Below are 23,823 nucleotides of genomic sequence, written 5' to 3'. Positions count from 1 at the left end.
GAATGCTATCAGATTTGAAACGCATAATCGACCAGATCAGTAGAGATCGAGGTTTTGATAAAACATTACTGATAGAGGCCATCGAAGAGGCGGTCCAGTCTGCTGCCAGGAAAAAATTCGGGAGCCGCCGGGACATGGAAGTTCGCTATAATGAAGAATTTGGCGAAGTTGAAGTGTTTCAGTTCAGGATTGTTGTTGAGAAAGCTGAAGATGAACAGACTGAGATTTCTTTCGATGAAGCCATAAAGCTTGATCCTGAAGTGCAGATTGGCGATGAACTCGGGGAAAAGATGCTGGATATCTCCGATCTGGGCCGAATAGCTGCCCAGTCCGCCAAGCAGGTGATCATTCACCGCATGAAGGATGCTGAGCGAGAAGTCATTTATGATATGTTCAAGGATCGTATCGGTGAAGTGGTCAGTGGCATAGTGCAGCGGTTTGAACGGGGCAATATGATCGTTAATCTTGGCCGGACCGATGCAATTTTACCGAAAGACCAACAGATTCCCAAACGTTCTTTTAAACAGGGGGATCGAATCAGGGCATATCTCAAAGAAGTTCGGCAGACCAGTCGTGATTCACAGCTGATCCTGTCCAGAACCTGTGATGATTTCCTCGGCAAACTGTTTCAGCTGGAGGTCCCGGAGATGGCGGAAGGAATTGTCCGCGTCATGGGTGTCGCCAGGGAACCTGGTTTCAGAGCGAAAATAGCTGTCAGTTCCTCCGAGGGAGATGTCGATCCGGTAGGGGCCTGTGTCGGCATGAAAGGGTCCCGTGTTCAAAACGTCGTCCAGGAACTACAGGGCGAACGTATTGACATTGTTACCTGGAGCCCTGACCCTGCCAAATATGTTTACAATGCCCTGGCCCCTGCCCATGTCAGTATGGTTATGGCCGACGAGGACGCCAACTCACTGCTGGTTGTTGTACCAAACGATCAACTTTCGCTGGCTATCGGCCGTCAGGGCCAGAATGTTCGACTGGCCTCGAAACTTATCGGCTGGCGAATAGATGTAAAAAGTGAACAGCGTTATAATAATCTTCAGGATGAAGGCTATCAATCTCTGTTGAAATTACCTGGGGTCGACGAATCCCTGGCCGACCAGCTTTTCGGCAAAAATATATTTTCAACGGCGGTACTCGCACAAAAAAGTGTTGACGATCTGATAGTCATACGATCCATTGATGAAGATTTTGCCCAAAGGCTGATCGACGAGGCGAAGTTAATTCCTTTTGTTGCCAAAGAAAGTACACAAGAAGAAATTGCACCGATGAAAGAACCGGAAAGCGGAATACAGGCTCCGGAAGTTGAGATAGAAGGTGCAGTCGAAGTCCCGCCAACAAATGAAAGCGAAGTGGAAGGGACACAAGAGGCAGGGACTGTCGACAAAGCTGAATAATAATGGTGCCATTACGAACCTGTTGCTCATGCGGAATTAAAAAACCAAAAGAATCGCTTCAGCGTTTTGTCTGGAAAAATGAAATGGTGGAACTCGATCCAAGGCAGATACAGCCCGGGAGAGGCGCCTATTGTTGTAAAAGCGAACAATGTTTGAGGCTTTTGCTTGACAGGAAAAAAAAGTGGAAAAGGTTGTTTCGTCTTTGAACAAAGAGATTTAAAATGATTTGTCAGGAGTCGGGTGGTTGTGTTCACCTAGGTAATTGATAAATGAAATGATGGTTGCGATGCAATACGGGAGTAAAGGATGAGCAGAATCAGGGTGTATGAGTTGGCCAAGGAGGCTGGCATGAGCAGTAAAGCGTTGACGGATAAACTGATTGAACAGGGCTTTGACATTAAAGGCCACAGTTCATCTGTTGACGACGAAACAGCTGAGATGATTCGGAATACCATTCTGAAATCGGCAAATACCGAGCTTGTCGAAAAGCGTATTGATAGCGATAAAGATGGCCCGACAGTAATCCGGCGCAGGGCAACGGTAATCAGGCGCAGGCCTGCCGTTGTTGAGGACGCTCCGGAAACTGAACCAGAGACCGACCTGTCCGCGACAAAGCCGGAAGAGGTTGTTGAGAAACCTCCGGTCGCCGTGCGCGAAAGTGTAGAAGAAAAACAAGCAGAGGAGGTTTCTTTGCAGGAAACTGTTACGGTTATAGAAGAGAAACAGCCTGTCACGCCCCAGGCCCCTGTAGCCGCCGCTCCAGTAGCACCCCCGGTGGAGGAGCCTGAGAGCATCAACGCACCGAAGAGTGGCGTCTCTGCGGAGACAGTCGCCGCAGAGGACAAAAAGCCGACAGTTGCTGCCAGCGAGGCAGCAACTGACGAGAAAACAGCAGTTCCTTCTTCCGCTGTAAGCGAAGCAAAGGAAGCTGTGAAAGTAGCAGCGGTCTCCCGCCCCGGAAAGAAAGAAAAGTTGCCGGCACAGAAAAAACCTATGGCCAGGGTCGTGCGCACTATCGAATTACCGACGGTTGAGGAGAGGTCCCCCCGCCCGGTGAAGAAAAAAGGGGTACGACCGGTTCAGCAGAGACAGCCCGATACGGCGCCCTCAAGAACGCCCATTGCACCCACCGTCGATGATACCGGCAGGATCAAGAAAAAAGGCAAAAAAAATGTGCTGGTAAAAGAAGAGAAAAATGCCGAAGTTCGTCGAGGAGGAAAAAAGGGGCAGAAAAATGTCAAATTCACCCATTTTGCTCAAGACTATCAGGCGAAAGAAGGTGGACGCCGCGGCAAGAGAAGCAGAAAGGCGGCAAAAGTGATTTCACCGCCCGCGGAAATGAAGGCGAGCAAAAAGCGCTTCAAAGTGTATGACGCCATAACGGTTGGCGATCTTGCTCAGCGGATGAAGATTAAAGCCAGTGATGTTATAGCCAAACTCATGGGGCTTGGGGTGATGGCCACGATCAATCAATCAGTTGATGTGGAAACGGCCGTACTCATCGCCGCTGATTTCGACTATGAAGTCGAGCAGGGGATTACCGAAGAACTCGGTATGCAAATGCTTAACGAGGCTGAGGAAGGCGGTGTGCAGAAAACCCGGTCACCGGTTGTTACGGTTATGGGCCATGTTGACCACGGAAAAACCTCAATTCTTGACGCTATTCGAAAAACCGATGTTGCCGAAGGCGAAGCAGGCGGTATTACCCAGCACATCGGTGCCTATCACGTGCGGTCCGCCTCTGGGGATGTGACTTTCGTTGATACACCTGGACATGCTGCGTTCACCGAAATGCGATCGCGCGGCGCCCAGGTTACCGATATTGTCGTGCTGGTCGTAGCCGCCGACGATGGGGTCATGGATCAGACCAAAGAGGCCATACACCATGCCCAGGCTGCCGAAGTACCGATCCTCGTCGCAGTCAACAAGATAGACAAGGACAATGCGGATATAGACCGGGTTAAACGAGAACTTTCTGAACTCAATCTGATGCCCGAAGATTGGGGCGGCGACACCATGTACTGTGAGACGTCAGCGAAGAAACATATCGGTATTGATAATCTGCTTGAATCCATTCAGCTGCTGGCGGAAGTCCTGGAACTGCAGGCTGACAGCAGCCGCAAGGCCAGAGGCCGGGTTATCGAAGCGCAGCTGCATAAAGGCAGAGGGCCGGTGGCTACTGTTCTGATTCAGGACGGTACCCTGCGTCTCGGCGAATATTTTGTTGTTGGCCAGTACAGTGGTAAAGTGCGATCGATGCTCGATGATAAGGGGCGGAGAATCAAAGAGGCCGGGCCTTCAATTCCCGTGGAAGTTCAAGGACTTTCAGGCGTGCCGAGTGCCGGTGATGAGTTTATTGTCGTGCCGGATGAAAAAATGGCCAGAAGTGTTTCGCAGGTTCGATCCCTGAAGGCGCGAGAAAGTGAACTTGGCGCCAACAGCAAGATTTCCCTTGATAAGTTGTTCGAACAGATGAGCGAAGGCGATGTTCAGGAACTGCGTATCGTGCTGCGAGCAGACGTACAGGGTACCCTGGAGGCTTTTGCCAAAGCCGCTGCTGATTTGTCCACCAAGGAAATCAAGGTGAAGATCCTGCACGAAGGGACCGGTACGATTACCGAATCTGATATTTTGCTCGCCTCCGCATCTGACGCCATCATCATCGGTTTCAATGTCCGGGCTGGTGTGAAGGTTAAGGAACTGGCGCTCAAAGAGAACGTCGATGTCCGGTCCTATGATGTTATTTATCATGCCCTTGACGATATTCGCAAGGCAATGGTCGGGATGCTCGAACCTACCTTTGAAGAAGAGGTGATTGGTCTGGCGGAGGTTCGCGAAACCTTCAGTGTCCCGAAAATTGGTACAATCGCCGGCTGTTCTGTGCTTAACGGCAAGATTCTCAGGACTGCCAAGGCTCGCGTACTCCGAGACGGAGTGGTTATTTATACCGGCAAGATCGATTCGTTGCGGCGCTTTAAAGACGATGTGAAGGAAGTTGCGTCGGGGTATGAATGCGGTATCGGCGTCGAGAAGTTTAATGATATAAAAGTGGGCGACAATATAGAGGCTTTCGTTATGAACGAAGTCGAGGCGACCCTTTAGAGAAAAGGTTACACTGTGACAATCTGGGATCCCAAACAGACACTGGACTCCATCGGTATAGGTGGAAAAAGTGAAAAAAAGCGTTCATCGAGGGTGGCCGAGGCTATCAGAAACGAACTGGCTATTCTGCTGCTGAACAAGGTGCGTGATCCACGTCTGCAGGGAGTGAGCCTCTCTCGGGTGGAGGTGCCGGATGACTTGAGCACGGCCAAGATATTCTTCACCGTTCTCGGCGGGAAAAAAGAAATCAAAGAGGCGGGAATAGGCCTTGATGCGGCCAAGGGATTCATGCGCAGTCATATTGCCAAAACGCTTAATCTGCGTTTTACCCCAGCTCTGCAGTTCCGTTATGATAATGTGGTGGAGAAGGTAGCCGAGCTGGAGGAAATTTTTCAGGAAATAGCCAATGAGAGAGAATCCCGCGAGGATGATTCCTGAACGGATACTTCAGGATATTAGAGCAATTGATAATATTGTTCTTTTCACACATGTACATCCCGACGGCGATGCTCTAGGATCACTTTTTGGTTTGGCGGATATTCTGGAAACTCTCGGTAAAAATGTGTTCTGTTACCTGGAAGAACAGGTCACGCACCTGTATGCTTTCATGCCGGATATCGACAAGGCCCATACCAGAATGGATGAGTATCGCGCTTTCGTTGCTGCTGCCGGTCAAAACTTAATGAGTATTGCCCTGGATTGCGGTGATGACGATCGCCTTGGTAAAAGCAAACAGGAGTTCTTGCGGGTTTCTCCTTTTGTCGTTATTGATCATCATCAATCGCATAGTGAGTTCGGTACTGCCCGGTGGGTTGAAGCGGGACGTTCCTCTACCGGCGAGATGGTGTATGAGCTGGCAATGGCGCTTGATGTTCCGATAAGCTATAAATGTGCCTTTAACCTGTATGTTGCCATCTGCACCGATACCGGTTCTTTTCGTTATGAGGCAACACGGCCGAGAACTATGCAGATTGCCTCTGAACTTCTGGAAAGAGGTGTCCGACCGGCGGTGGTCTGCAGTCATCTCTACGATAACTATAGTCGTGAGCGGTTGAAATTGATGGAGATGGTCCTTTCGACGCTCAATCTCTACGAGTCCAATCAGATCGCTTTCATGCATGTGTCGGATCAGATGATTAAGGAAAGTGGTGCAACACTGCAGGATGTGGAAGGTTTTATAGACTATCCTCGATCTCTTCGATCCGTCAAAGTGGCAGTTTTTATTAAAGAAACAGGAAATGGCTTTGTTTCCGTCAGTATGCGCGCCAAAGGCAGATGCGATGTCGCAGAAGTTGCGAAACTGTTTGATGGTGGTGGTCACCGCAATGCCGCTGGCTATAGCTGTCAGGGAAAATCGATTGAGCGGGTACGCCGGGAAATAGTTGAGGTACTCTCCAAGGCATTGCAAGAGAACAACTGAGTGCCGATGCTTCGTTTTTCTGAGACAGACTGACACAATGACGGTTATCATGGCCCCAGATATTGCTCAAGACTTTGCCGCCGGTGTCTTTCTAGTCGATAAGCCGGTCGGCATCAGCTCTTTTAAGGTGGTAAGCAGGTTACGCCGAATCCTCAAGATAAAAAAGGTAGGTCACGCGGGAACCCTTGATCCTTTTGCGACGGGACTGCTCATCCTCTGTGCCGGACGCCCTGCGACCAGGTTGATTTCACGGTTTATGGACGGAGAAAAAGAATACCTGGCGACGCTTCGGCTGGGAGTTGAAACCGAGACGCTGGACACGGAAGGGGCAGTGACTGCACGCTGTCCGGTAGGTGAGATATCAAGCCTTCAAGTGGAGGAATGCCTGCAGGGATTCAGGGGCAGGCAGATGCAGGTACCTCCTGCATATTCCGCACTCAAGCATAACGGCAAACCTCTCTATTATTATGCCCGGAAGGGAATTGAGATCAGCAAAGACGCGCGCGAAGTAAATATATCAACCCTTGAGCGCACCGATGCAAACCGAACCCTCAGCGGAGAAGAAGCAGAACTCTGTATCAGGGTCGTGTGCAGCAAAGGTACGTATATCCGGACCCTGGCGGCTGATATCGGCCGGTCTCTTGGCTGTGGTGCCCATCTGGTCCAGCTGCGAAGGACGCGGAGTGGCTGTTTTTCAGTGGATGAGAGTTTGACCTGGGATGATTTAAGCGGCGATGATGCATTGAATGCATGTCTTAAGAAAATGATAACGGTCGAACAGGTATGTAATCTGTTGCAATAATGTCTTTTGTTAGCTAGTATGCGGCGTTCAGGGGAAGATCCTTTACCGTAAACAGAGATTCTGTGCGACAGGACATGAATGGGGGGAAACGATCATGTCTCTTTGGGCGATGGAAGTTCCTGTGCCAGGTTGTTTTTTAACAAAATGACTATATAATAGTCGGTACAGTTCTCCCTTCGACATGAAATTCTATTCTTGCAGAGCAGGTAAGAATTTCTAAGGTGCTCACTCCGCCAAATAGCCTTGCGGGATAAGTTCCTTCACGAAATAATCGTCTTGTAAAAAACACAGGAAAATTATTTCTAAGTCACTAATAAAGTATCTAGCAGGTCTGCAGGTTCGCCACCGATTGCGCAGACCAATTGTTGTAATATGTATCTAATGAATGTAAACTAAAAGGTTTTTTATAAAGTTTCAGGAGGAGTGTCGTGGCACAGTCAGCAGTCAGTAAAAATGAAATAATTGAGAAGTTCAAGATTCATCCGACCGACACCGGTTCATCAGAGGTGCAGATTGCCCTTCTTACTGATCGAATTCAGTACCTCACCGAGCACTTTAAGGTGCACAAAAAAGATCATCATTCAAGACAGGGACTCCTTAAACTTGTCGGACAGCGACGCAGTCTGCTTGATTATCTGAAGAAGAAAGACGTCAACAAATATCGAACGATGCTGCAGGAACTTGGTCTTCGTAAATAGATTTTGTTGCCGGACGGTTCACTTGTTGAACTGGGCATAGTGCCATTTTTTACCTCAAACAGTCCCCCAGTTTAAGGATTGTTTGGGGTTTTTGTTGTTTAAGGAAAACCGAGAAAAAAAGCATACGGGGCTGGTGGATAATCCAGTCGGATAAATTGGCGCTGCGCCTTTCCCTGATGCTACACATCTGGAGAAAACATGTTTAATAAAGTTGAAACTGAAATTGGTGGAAAAAAAATATCCATCGAAACAGGAAAAATTGCCAAACAGGCATCAGGCTCTGTCGTCATACGTTCAGGGGACACCATTGTGCTGGTCACTGTCGTCGGCGCAGGTTTGAGTAAACCGGATGCCGACTTTTTGCCACTCACCATTGAATATCAGGAAAAACTTGCCTCGGTTGGCAGAATACCTGGAAATTACTTCCGACGCGAAATCGGCAGGCCAAGCGATAATGAAGTGCTTACCTGCAGAATTATCGATCGACCGCTTCGACCCCTTTTCCCGAAGGGATATTCCGCAGAAACGCAGGTTATTGCAACCGTTCTTTCCGCAGACCACGACGTTCTGCCTGATGTTCTGGCGCTCACCGGTGCTTCCTGTGCCCTGACCATTTCCAATGTCCCTTTTGCCGGTCCAGTTGCCGGAGGCAGGATCGGCTTGGTCAACGGGGAGTATATCCTTAATCCGACAATTGCTGAACTGGCTAAATCTTCAATGGACATCATTGTTGCCTGTACCAGAAAAGCGGTAGTCATGGTTGAAGGAAAGGTTGATGAATTGAGTGAAGATGAAGTCCTTTCCGGTATTTTTTACGCCTTTGAGCACCTGCAGCCGTTAATCGATTTGCAGGACGAGCTGCAGAAATCTTCCGGCAAACCGAAACAGCACGTTGAGACACCGCCGGTTGACGAAGAATTGTTGGCAAAGATTCGCGAAGTTGCCGCCGCAGGAATGGAGAAGGTTTTCAATACCTCCGATAAACTTGAACGGGGCAATGTTTATGACGTTCTCAAGGAAGAGGTTCTCGCTGCGATTGATCCTGATGGGGAGATGAGCGGTAAGGTTAAAGATTTGCTTTCTGCCTATAAAAAATCTTTTATGCGCGAGAAGATAGTCAACAGTGAGATTCGGATCGGTGGACGAAAATTTAATGAAGTTCGCTCGATCAGCTGCGAAACAGAGTATCTGCCGCGTACCCACGGATCAGCACTGTTTACCCGTGGCGAGACCCAGGCGCTGGTGACTACCACCCTCGGCAGCGAACGTGATAAGCAGCGAGTTGAGACCCTGCAGGGCGAACAGACCAATCGGTTCATGCTGCATTATAATTTCCCTCCTTACTGCGTAGGGGAAGCACGATTTTTACGAGGTCCATCCCGTCGTGACATAGGTCATGGCAATCTGGCGACCCGTGGACTTGAAGCGGTACTCCCGGCGGAAGAAGACTTTCCCTATTCGATCAGGGTGGTTTCAGAAATTCTTGAATCCAACGGTTCCTCCTCCATGGCCACGGTATGTGGTGGCAGTATGGCGATGATGGATGCCGGTGTGCCTTTGAAACGGCCGGTATCCGGTATTGCCATGGGGTTGATCAAAGAAGGGGATAAAGTTGTCGTCCTCTCAGATATCCTCGGTGACGAAGATCATCTCGGCGATATGGACTTCAAGGTTGTCGGCACCTGCGACGGGATCACCTCGCTGCAGATGGACATTAAAATCGATGGTGTCGATCGGGCTATCATGGGGAAAGCCCTTGACCAGGCAAAAGAAGGACGGGTCCATATTCTTGCTGAAATGGAGAAAGGAATCTCCAAATCACGTGACAATGTTGCGGAACACGCGCCTAAGTATATGGTTCACAAAATCAATCCGGATAAGATTCGCGATATCATTGGTCCTGGTGGTAAGATCATCAAGGAACTTTCCGCTGAATTTGATGCCAAGATTGAAGTTGATGATTCCGGACTTATAAAAATGTTCGCGTTGAGCGGAGAACTCGCCGATGCCCTTGTTGCCAGGGTAAAGGCAATTACCGCCGAAGCTGAAGTTGGTGCCGTATATAAAGGGGTTGTTAAAACCATTAAGGATTTCGGTGCGTTTGTCGAGATTCTTCCTGGCACTGATGGACTGGTGCATATCTCCGAACTGGATACCAAACGGGTGGCGAAGGTTACCGACGTGGTAAAAGAAGGCGATGTGATTGAAGTCAAGGTTCTCGACGTAGATAACCGCGGCAGGATCCGCCTGAGCCGTAAGGCCCTGATGGAAGAATAAGACTATCAGCGGTGTAAGGTGTTGATAATGAGCCGGCGTTCTGCAAAGAATGTCGGCTTTTTTATTCATGAATCGACCGTGGGTCAAGGACAAGACGGTGGCAAATATGGATGGAATAGAAGTGAAATTGTGCTGGCTGATCCCGGCCAACGAACGGGATCTGCATCCTCCGCACTACGAGACCATCGGTGCGGCGGGCATGGATGTCGAAGCCGGGGTTCAAGAGAATATCGTGCTGCAGCCCGGGGAACGGGTCTTGATTCCAACCGGCTTCGGGGTTGCGCTGCCCGAGGGATACGAACTACAGGTGCGCCCCCGCAGCGGACTGGCCGTGCAACATGGTATAACTATCCTCAACAGTCCGGGTACAATAGATGCCGACTATCGGGGTGAGGTCAAGATTGCCCTCGTAAACCTTGGCAAGGATCCCTACACCATACACAGAGGTGCTCGTATTGCCCAGCTTGTCCTGGCCCCTGTTGTCCGGGCTGTGCTTCGCGAAGTAAAGGTGCTCGACAAGACCGACCGGGATGCCGGCGGCTTTGGTCATACCGGAGGTTGACAGGGATGCGTTTTTCAGTTCTGGGCAGTGGAAGTCGAGGCAATTCCGTTTATATTGAAAGTGGCCGGACCGGTATTTTAATAGATGCCGGGTTTTCCGGTAAAGAAATTGAGGCGCGCTTGCAGTCGATTGGCCGTGATTTGGCCAGGGTGCATGCACTGTGCATTACCCATGAGCATAACGACCATATCTGCGGCGTCGGTGTTCTTTCACGGCGATGTAAAATTCCTACCTATATTAATGGCGGGACCTTTGCGGCCGGAGAAAAAAAGATAGGGCGACTTGCCGTGCATAAGGAGTTTGAGACCGGTGATATTCTGCAGATCGGCGACCTGCAGGTTCGATCGTTTCGCATCTCCCACGATACCGCCGACCCGGTCGGTTATGTAATCAGTGATGGCAAGAGCAGTCTCGGCTACCTAACCGATACCGGGAAGGTCTCACACCTGATAGGCCAACGCCTGGCCCAATGCAATGGACTCATTCTCGAGTTCAATCACAATCTGCAGTTGTTGAAAAATGGACCCTACCCTTTACCGCTCCAGCAGCGGGTCCGTTCCAGTCGGGGGCATCTGTCAAATGAGGATGCCGCCGACTTCCTGGCCGGACTCATCGGCGAGCATCTCCGTACGGCAGTTCTGGCCCATCTCAGTGCCATCAATAACACCCCTGAACTGGCTCGTGCGGCGGCCCTTCAGGCAGTTGAGCAATGGGGAGAAACCTCGCTGGTTATCGCGGGCCAGGATATCGCCACCCCTCTGGTGGAGCTATGATGGCATCGTAGACACTGGCCATTCACATGGTTACGCTTGCCTTGGGCAGAAGAATTCTCTTGTCTTTGGCTCTTTTCGGATTTGGTTTATAGAGCACTATTGTCTTGCCGATTAATTGCACCAGAGCACTTGCCGTCAGTTCGGAGAGGGTGACAGATGTCTCGTTTTTATCAAGACCGCAATTACTGCCGATCTTTACCTTGATAAGCTCGTGACGGGTCAGTTCTGTTTTTATAGTTTCTATAACGCCCGGACTTAACTCGTCTTTGCCGATCTGTACCAGCGGATTGAGTGGATGGGCAAGCCCCTTAAGGAACTGTTTTTGTCTGGTGGTTAATGTTGGTGCTGCTTGCGTCTTCTTTTCTGACATTGAAAGGGTACCTTTTTCCTGTAAATAATAATAGAGGGTGTGATAAAAGCGAGCCAACGGCGTGAGCAATCCTCACCTACGGCTTTCTGCTCCGTGATCGTTAACTGCAACTTGTAGTGCCTGTATTCTGATATATGTTTTAAATACTCTCATCTGTGGTGTAATCAGCTGACCAGATTTTTAAATATTTCGTAACCGCCAACCCAGGTTCCAATGGCGGAACCCAGGCCGGTAAAAAGGAAAACAAGAAATATTCTGAGAAGACGATTTTTCCACCATCCGGCAAAGGAGCCGATATCTTCACCGGCGGATTCAAACTCTTTAACAACCGGCGGGCAGGTGAGCACCTGGATAAAAGCGGTGACATAGCCTGCACCGATGACCGGAGTCAGACTGGTCAGGGGGGCTGCGGCAAAGGCGCTCAGTGTCGTCAATGGATGAGCGAGGGCCAGCAGCGCGCCGATAGCCGATGGGATTCCGTTTGCAAGGACCCAGAACAGAATGTTGTGGCCTGCTTCGGCGACACCTTTCTGGGATCCGATCACCCCGATAGACCCGATTATCAGCAAAGGAATGGTCCAGCCGGCAATTTTGTATCCTTTTGATACCGGAGGGATGAGGGTGACCTCCGCTATTTTATGCCTGTTGTCGATGGCGAATTTATCGAGCATACCGGCAACATGGCCGGCACCGACGACGGCAACTATTCTTTTACCGGGAGAGGATTTTATTTTTTCAACAAGATACAGATCCCGCTCGTCGATCAACACCCGTTTGAGATCGGGCAGGGTGTCACCCATTTCATCCATCAACTCGGTAAGTACATCCTTTTGCTTGAGTTCCTCAAGTTTTTCCGCCGATATTTCACTTTTATCAAAAAGGCTGGCCAGCAGTGAGGCGACTAAATACCCCTTCTTGAGAAAAGAGGTGGATTTCCACGCCCGTCGCAGAGTGATACGCACGTCACGATCACACAATGAAACAGGGATATCCAATTCTTTTGCCGTCTGGGCAGCCATCAGCAGTTCCGCCCCCGGTATCACGCCGAGCTTTCCCCCCAGTCGTTTCTGGTAGGAAGCCATAAGCAGACTAATGAGCAGGGTTGAAAGCTGCTTGTTTTTAATAATTGTTTTCAGGTCGAGAGCATCCCACTGCTGTTTTTGCGTAAGGGCCTGATATCTTTTGTCATCGAGTTCCAGGCAGACACAGTCAGGCCGTTCCTGTTCAATGACCCTCTTTACCAGGTTTACCGATTCCTGGGATATATGAGCCGTTCCTACTACAATGATTGTTTGCTCACCGTATTCGACCACATGAACATCATTGCCATAGTCTTGGTGAGCTGGGTAAGGTGCATCGATTGTTGACATGAGTATTTTTCGTTATTTCGGGAGAGGTACACCGGTTGGGTGCGGAGTAGGGCCTTTCAGAGGCATTAGATACATCGAGACGGTTGCCTGCAGCATGACTCAAGGTAGGCATTAACATTCCTTTTGTCATGCATAATTCATGTTGCGTGTCTGCGGCTACACTTTTTTCAGTTTGAGTATGGAACCCGGCTGAATCAAATCGGAGGTCAAATTATTCCATTTTTTGATTTCTGCAGTTGATGCACTGAATTTTCTCGAGATGGTCCAGAGCGAATCGCCGTCCTGCACGCTATATTGCGCAAACGGTGACTCGGGTACAGCTTGTGACAGTAAGGTCTTGTGCAGTCTGGGGGTAATCGATTTGATGGTTTTATTGGATGCAACAGTTACAACCGACTTCAGCTGTTTTGTTCCTGGACGATTGACGTACAGGGACAATTGCTGGCCTGCCCGGATGGCGTGGGAACTTTTAAGTTTATTCCAGGAAACAATCATTTGCGGTGGAACATGGTAGAGATCGGCTATGCCGGAAAGAGTTTCACCCTTTTTTATCCGGTGCAGGACCAGACCATTTTTATATGCAGTTTTAGCCCCGGAGGCTCCCTCGGGGAGAAGCTGGTAGCTAATGGTGTTGTACGGAATTCGTAAGCTTCGGCCATAGGCCAGTTTCTTGCTGCGTAAATTGTTTACCTGAAGAAGGGTTGTTTTGCTGACGTTATATTTATTACTGATTTTTGAAAGAGTATCCCCTTTGGCCACTTTGTAGGTTTTGTAGTCAACGTTGACGACTCTTTGCAGCCGAGACAAATTTCTGGCAGCCAGATCTGCAGTCGCATCGGGAATTTTCACTTCGTACCGCGCGGTATTGAGCGGTGTTTTACCAAGCCGCAGTTCCTGGTTCAACGATCGTATCTGTTGGGTTGTGCTGTTGCTGATCAGGGCAATGGCCTCCAGGCTCATGCCCGGTCCGACGCTAATAGTATCATAGTGCACCGGCGCGGCGTAGGCTATATCTGTAAAGCCGTATTTTGCCGGGTCTTTGGCGATCAGCAGGGCGGCAATGAGTTTCGGCACATATCGTTTGGTCTCAAGAGCCAGATAGTCTTTGCTGGCAAGATCCCAGAAATTATCCACATTGTGCAGTTTAAGACCATTGCGGATGGTGCCAGGTCCACCATTATAGGCGGCGACTGCGAGATGCCAGTCATTGAATTCCTGATACAGATCGGAGAGATATGTAACAGCGGCCTTGGTTGATTTGACAGGGTCGCGCCGTTCGTCGACATATTTGTCTACCTGCAGGTCGTACTCTTCCCCGGTGGCCTGCATGAATTGCCAGAGTCCAACGGCGTTGGCGCTGGAGCAGGCCAGCTGATTGTAGCCGCTTTCAATCATCGCCAGATACAGCAGATCTTTCGGCAGTCCGGCCGCGGCCAGCTCTTTTTCGATCAGAGGTCGATACATGGCCGACTTGGCCAGCCATCGACTAAATGTATCTCGCTGAGTAGTCTGAAACAGATTGAGGTACATATCGACTTTTTTATTAAACACCACAGGAAACTTGTACCGCGAGCCGGCGGTTAAGGTGCTTTTGTCCCAGGACATTTTTTCGTCCCATGCTCCTGTGCGGCTGAGGGCGACCAGTTCTTCATCGTGACAGGACTTGGATTCTACATTCTCGAGCTGCACGTCGTCTGTTTCGGAAGAGGAATTTTCGGCTTTCTGCGTGGAATAAGTATCAGGATTGATACCAAAATTCGTGTTATTTGCGCAACTTGACAGAAGAGACGCAAAAATCGCCAGCGTGAAACAGGTAACGAGAGTTTTAGATAGTGAGGTCATTAGTCGATATGAGAGTCGTCCGTATCAGGAAAGGTTATGAAAAAGACAGGAGATTTCCTAATTAGCCTGTTGAGATATATTGGCTAACCATGTACATTCTTACCTGTCCGATTATAGTAAGATTTTGCATTTAAAACAGAATTACTCATTAAATGCAAGGTTTATACCTTGTTCAGCACCGGGATAGCAAGTTATTCTCTGTCAGGTGTCTTGTGCATTAAATATATTTTTGGTATCGCGTTGAAAAAGTTATTTCTATTCGTAACAGCTATTTGTGTGATCGGAATAGCTGCCTTGGCCGCAAAAATCTATCAGTTGGTTGTTCTTGAACCAGGTGATGAAATAAAGATCGAAAACATCCATGCGATTCTTGGCAAAGAAAGTCCTGTGTTTTATAGTGACGGCACGACCAAACTGGGGGTTTTTTTTGATACAGCCCACCGTCAGTATGTGTCTTACAGTGAGATTCCCAAGAATTTTGTCAACGCCATGGTGGCATCCGAGGACAATCGGTTTTTCACCCACATGGGCTTTGATATTGTCGGCATAGGGCGGGCAATCATAAAAAATATCCAGGCTGGGAGAGTGGTTCAGGGTGGCAGTACCTTGACGCAGCAGACAGCCAAGAATCTCTTTAAAAGAACAGACAGGTCGGTTGAGGCAAAGATTAAAGAACTGCTCTTTGCGCTGCGGCTGGAATACTATTATCCAAAGGAAACGATTTTCGAATTCTACGCCAACCAATTTTATGTGAGCGGCAACGGGCATGGGCTTGGTATTGCCGCCAGATATTATTTTGATAAAACGCCGAATGAATTGTCGCTGATCGAATGTGCTTTTATTGCCGGGAGTGTCAAACAGCCGAATTATTATAATCCTTTTATCAAAAAAACCGAGCTGGCAGCCCAGCTCGCCCGAGTGCGTGCCCAGGCACGGACCAGATATGTTCTCGATAAAATGCGCGATTTAGGCATGATCGATGCTGCTGGTTATAATGATTCCATTGATAAAATAATTGATTTTAAAAACGGTAAAGTCGGCTATGACCTCGATTATGCAATGGAACTGGTAAGAGATGCGGTTTCTTCAACGGAAGTCCTCGAAGGTCTTGAGGCGCATGATGTGACCAATATTTCGAGCTCCGGGCTTCGCGTGATCACCACTATTGATCGAGATCTGCAGGAAAGCACGCTTGCTGCGTTGCGTGATGAACTCTCTCGATTGGATGTTCGCCTCAGGGGCTATGAACGGCAGGAAGTGCAGGCAGAGCTGGCCAAGCTTGATTACACCGGGGATTCCGTGGTGCGCAATGGTGCATTTCTTTTTGGTCGAATCGAAAAAATTGAAGGCAAGGGCGAAAACATCCGTATTCTCGTCACGCTCGATAAACAACTGGGCCAGGGTGTGGTTGATGCAAAAGGTCTAGCCGGACTCACCACGGCAAGGCTGCGATGGCAGGAAAGTCGCTGGAGTAAGAGTGGGAAAGGGGATCAGGCAAAACTTGTCAGCCAGCTGCAGGTCGGGGACAGGGTGTGGGTGAGTGTACGAGAAGTTGTGGAGAACGAATCTGTACTGCTTGATTTGCAAAAATACCCACAGGTACAGGGCGGGGCTCTGGTACTCAAAAATGGTACCATCAAGGCCATGGCCGGCGGCACCGAGAATCGCTTTTTCAATCGGGCCGTCCAGGCCAAAAGACAAATGGGGTCTGCCCTCAAGCCACTGGTTTACACGGCCGCGTTGCAGCTGGGCTGGAACAGCGCTGACAGTCTGAAAAACAGTCGAAGTGTTTTTGTCTATAACAATCAGGCTTATTTCCCACGCCCCGATCATAATAGTCCCTATGACTGGGTTTCGATGAGTTGGGCGGGAGTCCTCTCCGAAAACGTTGCTTCCGTGTGGCTGTTGTCCCATCTGTGCGACAAACTGACGACCAGTCAGTTGGCCGAGGTTGCCGACATGGTCGGCCTGGGGCCCAAAACGGCAGAGGGAGAGGAAGAATCGTATCGAAGCTACCGGGCAAGGATTCGTGACAAATACGGTATCCAGGTGACGCGTGATGTCCTGCGGGCTTCAGCGTACCGCCTGGCAGTTGAGAATCTGGAGACTGATTTTATCTTTGATGGAAAGATGAATGAGTATGAGATCTTAAAACAATTACCATATGGACTCAACTATCCGGATTATTCGCAGGATATTGACAGAGCAAGAAAGCTGTCAGGATCGAAACTTACCGGTTCTGAGGTCAATGAACTCTGGTTACGTAAATCTCTGTTGTCGAATTATTATCTGTCACTGGAACCTCTCAGAAAGGAATTAAAAACCTACAGGTCACTGATCGAGCCGGTTGCAGGAGCCGATGCCACCGATTTTTTCGATTCTACCGGCGGTGCAGCACTCTATCTGGACAGGCAATCCGGAGAATATTCTTTTTTGCGGCTGCAGGGGGAAAAGGGAAATCTGCAGCGGGTGGACCACACCGAACTGCGCAATCATCTCACCTGGCTGAACTATGCGGAAAATTATCGTTTCTGGGAAAACATTAAACTGAACGGGATGCTGAGCGTCGGTGCCTTTGACAAGGTGGCAGAGCAGCTGGATCAAGAATATGAAAAACTCAGCGATGAATTGCCATACAGTATTGAAGTACTTTCCCAGGTTGAGGATTTTCGCATAACGGTTGGGCTGTATTACCTTATTCGATTGTCAGAGCAGCTTGGAATTCAAAGTAATCTTGCCCCCGTCCTTTCTTTTCCGCTCGGCTCCAATGTCATAACTCTGCTGGAAGCGACAAGAATGTATGAAGGACTGGTTACCGGGCATGTCACCACGTTCGGCGACAGTAATAAAATCGAGCAGGAGGGGGAGGGCGGCAATGACTCAATGGCGATTCTCGATCGTATTGAATCCGCCGATGGGGAAATACTTTATCAGCCAAAACCGTACAGAAAACAGGTGGTTGATCCAAAAACCAGCCTGGCTGTTGGCAGTATTCTCGAAAATGTCGTCAAGTTCGGCACGGGAAGAGATGCAACAAAGAACGTCCGGTTGCGCGACGATGACGAGGGAACCGGTGCCAAAATTGCCAAAATGAATCTCCCGGTTCCTTTGCTCGGCAAGACCGGTACCGCCAATGATTATACCAATGCCTCGTTTTTTGGCTATTTACCCGGAATTACCGAAAACGGGGTGGCAATGAATCTTCGGGATGGGTATGCTGTTGGCGTTTATGTCGGCTTTGACAATAATGAATCGATGCGTCGAAATTCAAGTCGGATAAGCGGCGCAGCCGGTGCTCTTCCCACCTGGAGCCAGATCGTCAATGACCTGATGCAGGAGCAGCATTATGCATCGAGACTGGATACCGTGGATGTATCGTTTAATGGTCTCGGGATACAAAGAGACAATCTCGGTCAGATAAATGTCGGGGTGGCGTTGGATAATGGCGGCAGGGTCATTGAACCGGTCGTGCAGGTAAAGGATATGTCCCGCCAGCAGCCTTCCATCCAGACTTTCGGCAGTACCACCGAGACAGGGCGATTTGTTATGGAAAGAAATTTTCAGCCGTTCTGGAAAAATTCTGCTGAGGCCGGTCAGTGACCCAGAGAAAGTTCCACTGATTGCTGTGCTCAATTATTTTCAATAATCCATTAAATCGGCGCGGTATGTGCCGGTATGAAAAAATTTAAATATCAACGTTAACTTGATCGAAATAACATGAAGAAACTACTGTGGAGTGCGTGTATCGTTTTTTGTGCTGTTCTGCTTAATGGCTGTGCTTTACCTGAAAGATCGAGTGTGTCTTCCGGTCCGTCAACTGCCGCAGGTCAGCCTGCATCCGTTCCCGGACAGGAGAGCGGAAGTTCTGAAAACCTCGGGCCGTCAATTACCACTGATCTGCCGGATCAACAGAAGATAGTCGAGCAGGACCTGGAGGCGACTGTGCCTTCCGCCAGCTTTGTGAACGATAGAATTTATGAATATGGGCGAAAACTGGATCGTTGGAAGGAGCTCGATAATCAGTCGGTCATCACGAAGGTGAGCGATAAGGAAGCGAGGGAGATGGTGAGCTGTTTTGCTCAGCTTCAGGATATTTTAAACGGTTACAGTGAATTGCGCACAAAGCTGCTTCAGGTTCAGGGAGGGGATTCTTCTGACAAAATCAGCACTGATGAGTTCTTCCAGCTCCAGAAAAACGATATCGCCTTCGTGGAAGGTGTCTGTGGTCGGTTACTGGCTGAATCGGAGGACAAAGATGTTGCCTGGGCCCCACCGGCAGAAGGGGCGGATCTGACGCAGTTTGAAACGATGATCGATAAATATGCCGGAAACAGGGAATATCAGCAGGTCATTCAGGTCTGGTCGAAAATTCCCGGCGCACAGGCCGATCAGGCGCATCTTCGCACCAAACTGCTCTATGCGCAGGCTCTGATGTATCTCCATCAGGAGGAGAAAGCTGCGGAGATATATCAGAAAGTGGTCGATCAGATGGCCGACTCCACTGAACAGGCCACCGATATCGTCTCTTTGCGCAAGGTTCTGGCAGATCTTTATACAGCTTCAGGAAATTACCCATCGGCGGCCACGCAGTACCAGAAGATTTCCGCGGACTACGAAAAAATTGGTCAAGTTGAAGAGTGGGCCAAACTTCAGCTGGCGATACTCGCTCGATTCAAGGACGGCGGCAGCCCGGAGTTGACCGATTTTGCAGCGCTATTGAAAGATTATCTGGGATACCTCCCGGAACGGGACGGATATAAACTGCTCACTCGTGCGGACAAATTTCAGACCGACTATCCCTATTCTCCCGTCTCAACCAATGTGGATTTTATCAAGGATTCGGTCAGGACTGCGGCGGACAGATGGTTTAACGGCGTTATGGCCGAGGTGGGTAAAGTCGGTCAAGAAAAGGATATCAACAAAGCTCTGAGGATGCTCGAGAATATCCCCCTCGACATGATCAGTCCTGAAAAGCAGCTGGTTGTTAAAGCAAAAATCGAAGAACTCCAAACAGCGGAGGCCGTTGCCAGCGAAGCCGGCAAGATGGCCAAGATTCAGGACCTTCAGAACCAGTGGAACAATGGGATGCTGCTGGCGAACGGAGGACGATACGAGGAGGCCCTCGTTGTTTTCAATACTCTTCTCAATACCGAGTATGCCGATAAAGCCAGGGCTAAAATTGACGAGCTGTCGCTGGAGGCGGCAAAGGCTGATCGAAAAAAAGCCGCTGATTACTTTATTCGATTTACCAGAACCACTGATCTGGAGAGCAAAAAAAAGCTCCTGGTGGAAAGCCGTAGATTATTGAAAAATATTCTGGTCAAATATCCCAATGTGGAAATTGCCGCAAAAGTACAGAGCAATATTGCCCGGGTAGAGCAGGAAATGAACGCGATCGATCCCAACCTGGTGTACTCGGCAGATCAAGGCATAGCGCCTGCCGCTCAGGATAACGGCCTGGACCGATCGGTTACTGCACCTGAACAAACCGAGAACCTGCCAGGAACGATCAGGAACCAGACGCCGCCGGTCATTGACACAGGCATTCAGCCACCAGCCAACTGAGGACCGTGGGGAGTGTCAGCCGGTCGCTATTCTTTCAATCGGACTTTCAGGCGACCTTCCACCACATGAATAGAGTCGACCCCATCGGCAAAGGTTTTCCAGAATCCCTCCTGGGTGCCATATTCTTTGATGAGGTCGATGTTTTTCATGCCGCCCAGCCAGGCATTAGGCATGGGAATCCCCATCAGGCTGATGCCTCTCAATTTCAGTACCGGCCTTCCATCCCGGTAGGCGAGCTCGGCTCCGGCTTTGATTTTCAAGGTCTTGCCGCCAAGCACCGGAAGGTCGGGATCAAGGGGAACGAGCAGTTTGAGGCTGACCATGTTATCAGCAAGGTCAATGGCCAGTTTTTTGGCAAGGTCGGTGTTTTTTGCAAGCAGGGCGTTGAGTTCACGTTCGGTGAAATTTATATCCCGGGTCGCCCCGTCTTCACTGTACTTCTCCGGAATAAGGGAGCCGTCTTTGCCATGTTCATTTTTCTGCGGTGCCGATGCGTCATTGAACCCTTCCAGTTTCTCGATTTTTGCCGCCAGCTGTCGTGCCTCCCCGGGAGACAGTTCAACAGGTGAGAAGGCAGATGGGAAGAGATAAACTTTAATTACCAGGAGGGTGGTAACAACGGCGATGCACGTTGAAATAAATACCATCCCCAGGACCTGCATTGCCGAAAAACTCGACTTATGCTGCGGTGACGGCTGGTTGAACAGTTCTTCTGTCATATTTGATTCTCCGGTCAGTGTCTGTCCTGACGCCCGCTGTCTCAGCTATGGCCATTTTCCAGTGAATGGGAAAGAAGGTCGACTAAAGAGACAAAATTCAGTGTAATTTCATGGGTTGCCGCCAGGTTGACCAGTGGCGCTGCACCATGATCGAGAGCTTCCTTCCATCGGGATGCACAGAGGCACCACCGGTCTCCCGGCTGCAGCCCCGCAAATCCGGCCATCGGCATGGGGGTGGAGAGATCATTGCCATGGCGCTTGGAGAATTCGAGAAACTCTTGTGTCACCTGGACGCAGACGCCGTGAACGCCGTAGTCATCAGCCGTGACCTTACAGCTTCCGTCGCGGGTAAAACCGGTCATTGGGTCGATACTGCATATTTCTAAAGGGGTACCGAGAACGTTTTTATATTCAGGCATAATAATATCTCCAGGTCAGACTTGTTGGTAGTGAGCAGCTATGATGCATACTGTAGGCACAGATTTTCATATAGCAGTACGTGACTGGATGTCAATGGTAAACTATCTGAGGCCCTTGTCCATCTGCAGAATTGTCAGCAGCAGCCGGTACGTGAAGCCCCAAAGATAGTAATCCTCGAGCGGATAAGCGGGGAAGAGCCGTCCTGGCAGCATTTCCACGCTTCTGTGCAGAGCAGGGTTTTGAAATTTCTCTACCTGGAGCCAACAGGCACTCTGTATTTCTTCCGGACAAAGAGTCAGATTCGGCCTGTCTTCTATGGTGAACAGAAAAGGTTCGACGAGAACATGGTTCTGCGATCTCTGCCCCGCAGTCTCAGTTGGGAGACGTTGCTGAAGCTGGTCTGTATGCAGAAGAATACCGGTTTCTTCCCGGGTTTCTCGCAGGCAGGTGGCTAAAAGGTCCCGATCGATTGCATCTTTTCTGCCACCGGGAAAGGAAAAGTGCCCGGACCACGGATCTTCCGGGTGGATAACTCTTCTCAGGACCAGAAAACTCTCGCTGGGGACAAGGCTCCTGATGATGGCAACGGCGGCACTGGCTGTTTTTATAGAAATCGACATGGGGCTCACCCAAAAGGTTGCAGACCAGCAGGTGGTTGCTAAAGCTTGTTTTCAAATGTTCACTTAAAGGGTACTTCTTATAAAGTACCCTTTTTCTTTGGATATGCAACTGTGATACGGTTTCATGGGGAGGATAAAATTCAATTGCTGAAGGTGATTACCCTTAAAGTTCAGCTATGTGGGGATATGAGGTGCCCTTTGCGCGGGGCGCCACAAACTCATCCCTGGGGGCTTGACCGCAGCCATCCAGGCTGCGGAACACCCGGGCGTAGGGCACCTCATATCCCTCTGGAGCTTCTGCGCGGAACTTTAGTGGTAATCACCCTGCAGAATTATTATCGTATTGCAGTAAGTTGGCAGATGGAAGGAAAATTTGTGGACAGCGTAACTATGAGGAGAAAAATATGCATTATGACGTCACCGTCTTCAGGTCGTATCCATTTCAGGTAGGCCAGAAAATCCGTATTGAAGATTCACGCAGGAAAGGGGATTGGGAGATCGCGGCCATCGGTGAAAACACGATAACACTCAGGTGCCCTGTTTCCGGAAAAGAGTTTGAGTGGGCCAGATTTTGCTATCTGGTCGAGGAAGAAAAAGGGGTCGAGTGGCCCCAGAAATCATAGCGCCGGTTGCAACTATGTGTCTGCTGTTTTTCTCCTATCGATCTACGCCCGGCTATCGGCTGGTAGTTGCCGCAAACCGTGATGAGTTCCTGGGTCGCCCGACCGCGCCTCTTGCTTTTTTAAATGAGGAAAAAACGATCCTGGCCGGGCGGGACTTGCAGGGCGGAGGCACCTGGCTGGGGATTACCGCGCAGTTGAAGTTTGCGGCCATTACGAATTATCGTGACCCACAGGCCAATAAGCCTGAGGCTCCGTCCCGCGGTGAGATCCTGATGGACTATCTTACCGGGGCAAAGGATGCCGGGCAGTATCTGCTGGGACTTGCAGGAAAGAGTGAAAGATATAACGGTTTTAATCTGGTTCTGGGCGATAGGGAGGGGCTCTATTATTATTCCAATAGATCAACAGGGATACGGAGGCTTGGCCCGGGGTTTTACGGGCTTAGCAATAATCTGCTTGACGTCCCCTGGCCCAAAGTGGCACGAGGCAAAGACCTGCTGCATCCGCATATGGTTGCCACCGATCATATCGATGCCGCCCAGCTGCTCGATTTGCTGGAAGATGATTTTTGTCCACCGGATGACCAGCTTCCGGATACAAAGGTGGGACTTGACTGGGAGCGGCTGCTGGGTTCCATCTTTATTAACGGGGTCGATTATGGGACGCGTTCTTCTGCCGTGATTACCGTGGCGGATACGGGAAGGATTGCGTTTTTTGAAAAAACGATTCTCAGATCACCCGGAACAGGCGTTTCAGCAAAAATCCACCATCTCTCTATGCAGAGCTAATAGTGCCGACAAGAAACGCTGCCCCGCAAGGCATTAATTGCCTGGGGCAGCGGGCTGTTGATTAAAATCGCCGAGTGGTCGATGAAAGGTATATTCCGCAGGTGTCACCACCAGTGTGTTCCAGGCATCTTCTGTATTCCCGCCGAGGGCTGAAAAAGGCAATGATACCACGAAAACCACGGTGCCGCCTAACATAGCCACGAGGCCGAGTGGTCGTGCGGCGAGGAGATCGACAGCCATAGCCTCAGGGCTATTGATCTTTACGTCTGCATTCTGATCAACCGATGCCGCCATAGCAGCCTGTGAGGACATGAGCAATGTGAGCAGCACGAGACATGTCACGAGCATCTTTCTAGAATCGAGCATTGAAACTCCTTTAAGTAGAGCGTTTCATATCTGTTTGCTTGCCACATTACCTAATGGAGTGTGGCAGCCAGCTCTTTTAGATTTGAATAAAACAGCAATGAATTGT

At 49.7% G+C, this 23,823-nt stretch carries 21 protein-coding genes; 14 read left to right on the top strand and 7 right to left on the bottom strand.

Annotation, left to right across the window (positions count from 1 at the left end):
• The first annotated feature begins 2 nt into the window (after nucleotides 1-2).
• From nusA to FCL47_RS09625, 10 genes are all read left to right on the top strand, one after another.
• On the top strand, nucleotides 3-1,400 hold the full coding sequence (gene nusA / locus FCL47_RS09670) for a transcription termination factor NusA (RefSeq protein ID WP_136813290.1): 1,398 nt from the start codon (nucleotides 3-5) through the stop codon (nucleotides 1,398-1,400).
• A 2-nt stretch (nucleotides 1,401-1,402) separates the two neighbouring features.
• Nucleotides 1,403-1,606: a YlxR family protein gene (locus FCL47_RS25610; RefSeq protein WP_136813289.1), complete on the top strand. Its 204-nt coding sequence runs from the start codon at nucleotides 1,403-1,405 to the stop codon at nucleotides 1,604-1,606.
• A gap of 100 nt (nucleotides 1,607-1,706) precedes the next feature.
• Complete coding sequence (gene infB / locus FCL47_RS09660; protein WP_136813288.1) at nucleotides 1,707-4,502, top strand: translation initiation factor IF-2; 2,796 nt, start codon at nucleotides 1,707-1,709, stop codon at nucleotides 4,500-4,502.
• Between the two features lie 15 nt (nucleotides 4,503-4,517).
• Nucleotides 4,518-4,940: a 30S ribosome-binding factor RbfA gene (gene rbfA, locus FCL47_RS09655; protein WP_136813287.1), complete on the top strand. Its 423-nt coding sequence runs from the start codon at nucleotides 4,518-4,520 to the stop codon at nucleotides 4,938-4,940.
• Nucleotides 4,909-5,922: a bifunctional oligoribonuclease/PAP phosphatase NrnA gene (locus tag FCL47_RS09650; RefSeq protein ID WP_240744190.1), complete on the top strand. Its 1,014-nt coding sequence runs from the start codon at nucleotides 4,909-4,911 to the stop codon at nucleotides 5,920-5,922. Before rbfA ends, FCL47_RS09650 begins: the two co-directional genes overlap by 32 nt.
• Before the next feature lie 49 nt (nucleotides 5,923-5,971).
• The gene (truB, locus tag FCL47_RS09645) at nucleotides 5,972-6,724 is read left to right on the top strand and encodes a tRNA pseudouridine(55) synthase TruB (protein WP_136813286.1); all 753 of its coding nucleotides are present in this window, start codon (nucleotides 5,972-5,974) and stop codon (nucleotides 6,722-6,724) included.
• Nucleotides 6,725-7,152: 428 nt separating this feature from the next.
• Nucleotides 7,153-7,422, top strand: a complete 270-nt coding sequence (rpsO, locus tag FCL47_RS09640) for a 30S ribosomal protein S15 (protein WP_136813285.1) — start codon at nucleotides 7,153-7,155, stop codon at nucleotides 7,420-7,422.
• Between the two features lie 198 nt (nucleotides 7,423-7,620).
• Entirely contained in the window at nucleotides 7,621-9,699 is a 2,079-nt protein-coding gene (gene pnp / locus FCL47_RS09635; protein ID WP_136813284.1) for a polyribonucleotide nucleotidyltransferase, read from the top strand.
• A gap of 106 nt (nucleotides 9,700-9,805) precedes the next feature.
• Nucleotides 9,806-10,261, top strand: coding sequence for a dUTP diphosphatase (dut, locus tag FCL47_RS09630; RefSeq protein ID WP_136813283.1), 456 nt, complete (start codon nucleotides 9,806-9,808; stop codon nucleotides 10,259-10,261).
• A gap of 5 nt (nucleotides 10,262-10,266) precedes the next feature.
• Nucleotides 10,267-11,034 (top strand): MBL fold metallo-hydrolase, encoded by a 768-nt coding sequence (locus tag FCL47_RS09625; RefSeq protein WP_136813282.1) that lies wholly within the window; start codon nucleotides 10,267-10,269, stop codon nucleotides 11,032-11,034.
• A gap of 22 nt (nucleotides 11,035-11,056) precedes the next feature.
• Here FCL47_RS09625 and yhbY read toward each other — a convergent pair whose 3' ends face one another.
• The 3 genes from yhbY to FCL47_RS09610 form a co-directional block, all read right to left on the bottom strand.
• Nucleotides 11,057-11,404 carry a ribosome assembly RNA-binding protein YhbY gene (yhbY, locus tag FCL47_RS09620; RefSeq protein ID WP_136813281.1) on the bottom strand — a complete coding sequence of 116 codons (348 nt, stop codon included), beginning with the start codon at nucleotides 11,402-11,404 and terminating at the stop codon, nucleotides 11,057-11,059.
• A gap of 164 nt (nucleotides 11,405-11,568) precedes the next feature.
• On the bottom strand, nucleotides 11,569-12,774 hold the full coding sequence (locus tag FCL47_RS09615; protein WP_136813280.1) for a TraB/GumN family protein: 1,206 nt from the start codon (nucleotides 12,772-12,774) through the stop codon (nucleotides 11,569-11,571).
• Nucleotides 12,775-12,930: 156 nt separating this feature from the next.
• Entirely contained in the window at nucleotides 12,931-14,463 is a 1,533-nt protein-coding gene (locus FCL47_RS09610) for a LysM peptidoglycan-binding domain-containing protein (protein ID WP_167496438.1), read from the bottom strand.
• Nucleotides 14,464-14,892: 429 nt separating this feature from the next.
• Between FCL47_RS09610 and FCL47_RS09605 the strand changes: the two genes are divergently transcribed.
• Entirely contained in the window at nucleotides 14,893-18,216 is a 3,324-nt protein-coding gene (locus FCL47_RS09605; protein WP_136813278.1) for a transglycosylase domain-containing protein, read from the top strand.
• 117 nt (nucleotides 18,217-18,333) lie between these two features.
• The gene (locus FCL47_RS09600; RefSeq protein ID WP_136813277.1) at nucleotides 18,334-20,181 is read left to right on the top strand and encodes a lipopolysaccharide assembly protein LapB; all 1,848 of its coding nucleotides are present in this window, start codon (nucleotides 18,334-18,336) and stop codon (nucleotides 20,179-20,181) included.
• Between the two features lie 26 nt (nucleotides 20,182-20,207).
• On the opposite strand, the gene FCL47_RS09595 is transcribed toward FCL47_RS09600, so the two are convergent.
• The 3 genes from FCL47_RS09595 to FCL47_RS09585 form a co-directional block, all read right to left on the bottom strand.
• Complete coding sequence (locus FCL47_RS09595) at nucleotides 20,208-20,900, bottom strand: arginine N-succinyltransferase (RefSeq protein WP_205747269.1); 693 nt, start codon at nucleotides 20,898-20,900, stop codon at nucleotides 20,208-20,210.
• Between the two features lie 41 nt (nucleotides 20,901-20,941).
• Complete coding sequence (locus FCL47_RS09590; protein ID WP_136813276.1) at nucleotides 20,942-21,319, bottom strand: DUF2237 family protein; 378 nt, start codon at nucleotides 21,317-21,319, stop codon at nucleotides 20,942-20,944.
• Between the two features lie 102 nt (nucleotides 21,320-21,421).
• Nucleotides 21,422-21,940, bottom strand: a complete 519-nt coding sequence (locus tag FCL47_RS09585; protein WP_136813275.1) for a CoA pyrophosphatase — start codon at nucleotides 21,938-21,940, stop codon at nucleotides 21,422-21,424.
• A gap of 404 nt (nucleotides 21,941-22,344) precedes the next feature.
• On the opposite strand from FCL47_RS09585, the gene FCL47_RS09580 reads away from it, so the two are divergent.
• The gene (locus FCL47_RS09580; RefSeq protein ID WP_136813274.1) at nucleotides 22,345-22,563 is read left to right on the top strand and encodes a hypothetical protein; all 219 of its coding nucleotides are present in this window, start codon (nucleotides 22,345-22,347) and stop codon (nucleotides 22,561-22,563) included.
• Nucleotides 22,545-23,351, top strand: coding sequence for an NRDE family protein (locus tag FCL47_RS09575; protein WP_136813273.1), 807 nt, complete (start codon nucleotides 22,545-22,547; stop codon nucleotides 23,349-23,351). Before FCL47_RS09580 ends, FCL47_RS09575 begins: the two co-directional genes overlap by 19 nt.
• A gap of 33 nt (nucleotides 23,352-23,384) precedes the next feature.
• On the opposite strand, the gene FCL47_RS09570 is transcribed toward FCL47_RS09575, so the two are convergent.
• Nucleotides 23,385-23,717 (bottom strand): hypothetical protein, encoded by a 333-nt coding sequence (locus FCL47_RS09570; protein WP_205747268.1) that lies wholly within the window; start codon nucleotides 23,715-23,717, stop codon nucleotides 23,385-23,387.
• Nucleotides 23,718-23,823 lie beyond the last annotated feature (106 nt).

It is taken from the genome of Desulfopila sp. IMCC35006, assembly GCF_005116645.1.
In the GTDB taxonomy this organism is placed as follows: domain Bacteria; phylum Desulfobacterota; class Desulfobulbia; order Desulfobulbales; family Desulfocapsaceae; genus Desulforhopalus_A.
The sequence above is the reverse complement of the archived record's forward strand: the minus strand, read 5'-3'. Positions and strand labels throughout refer to the sequence as shown.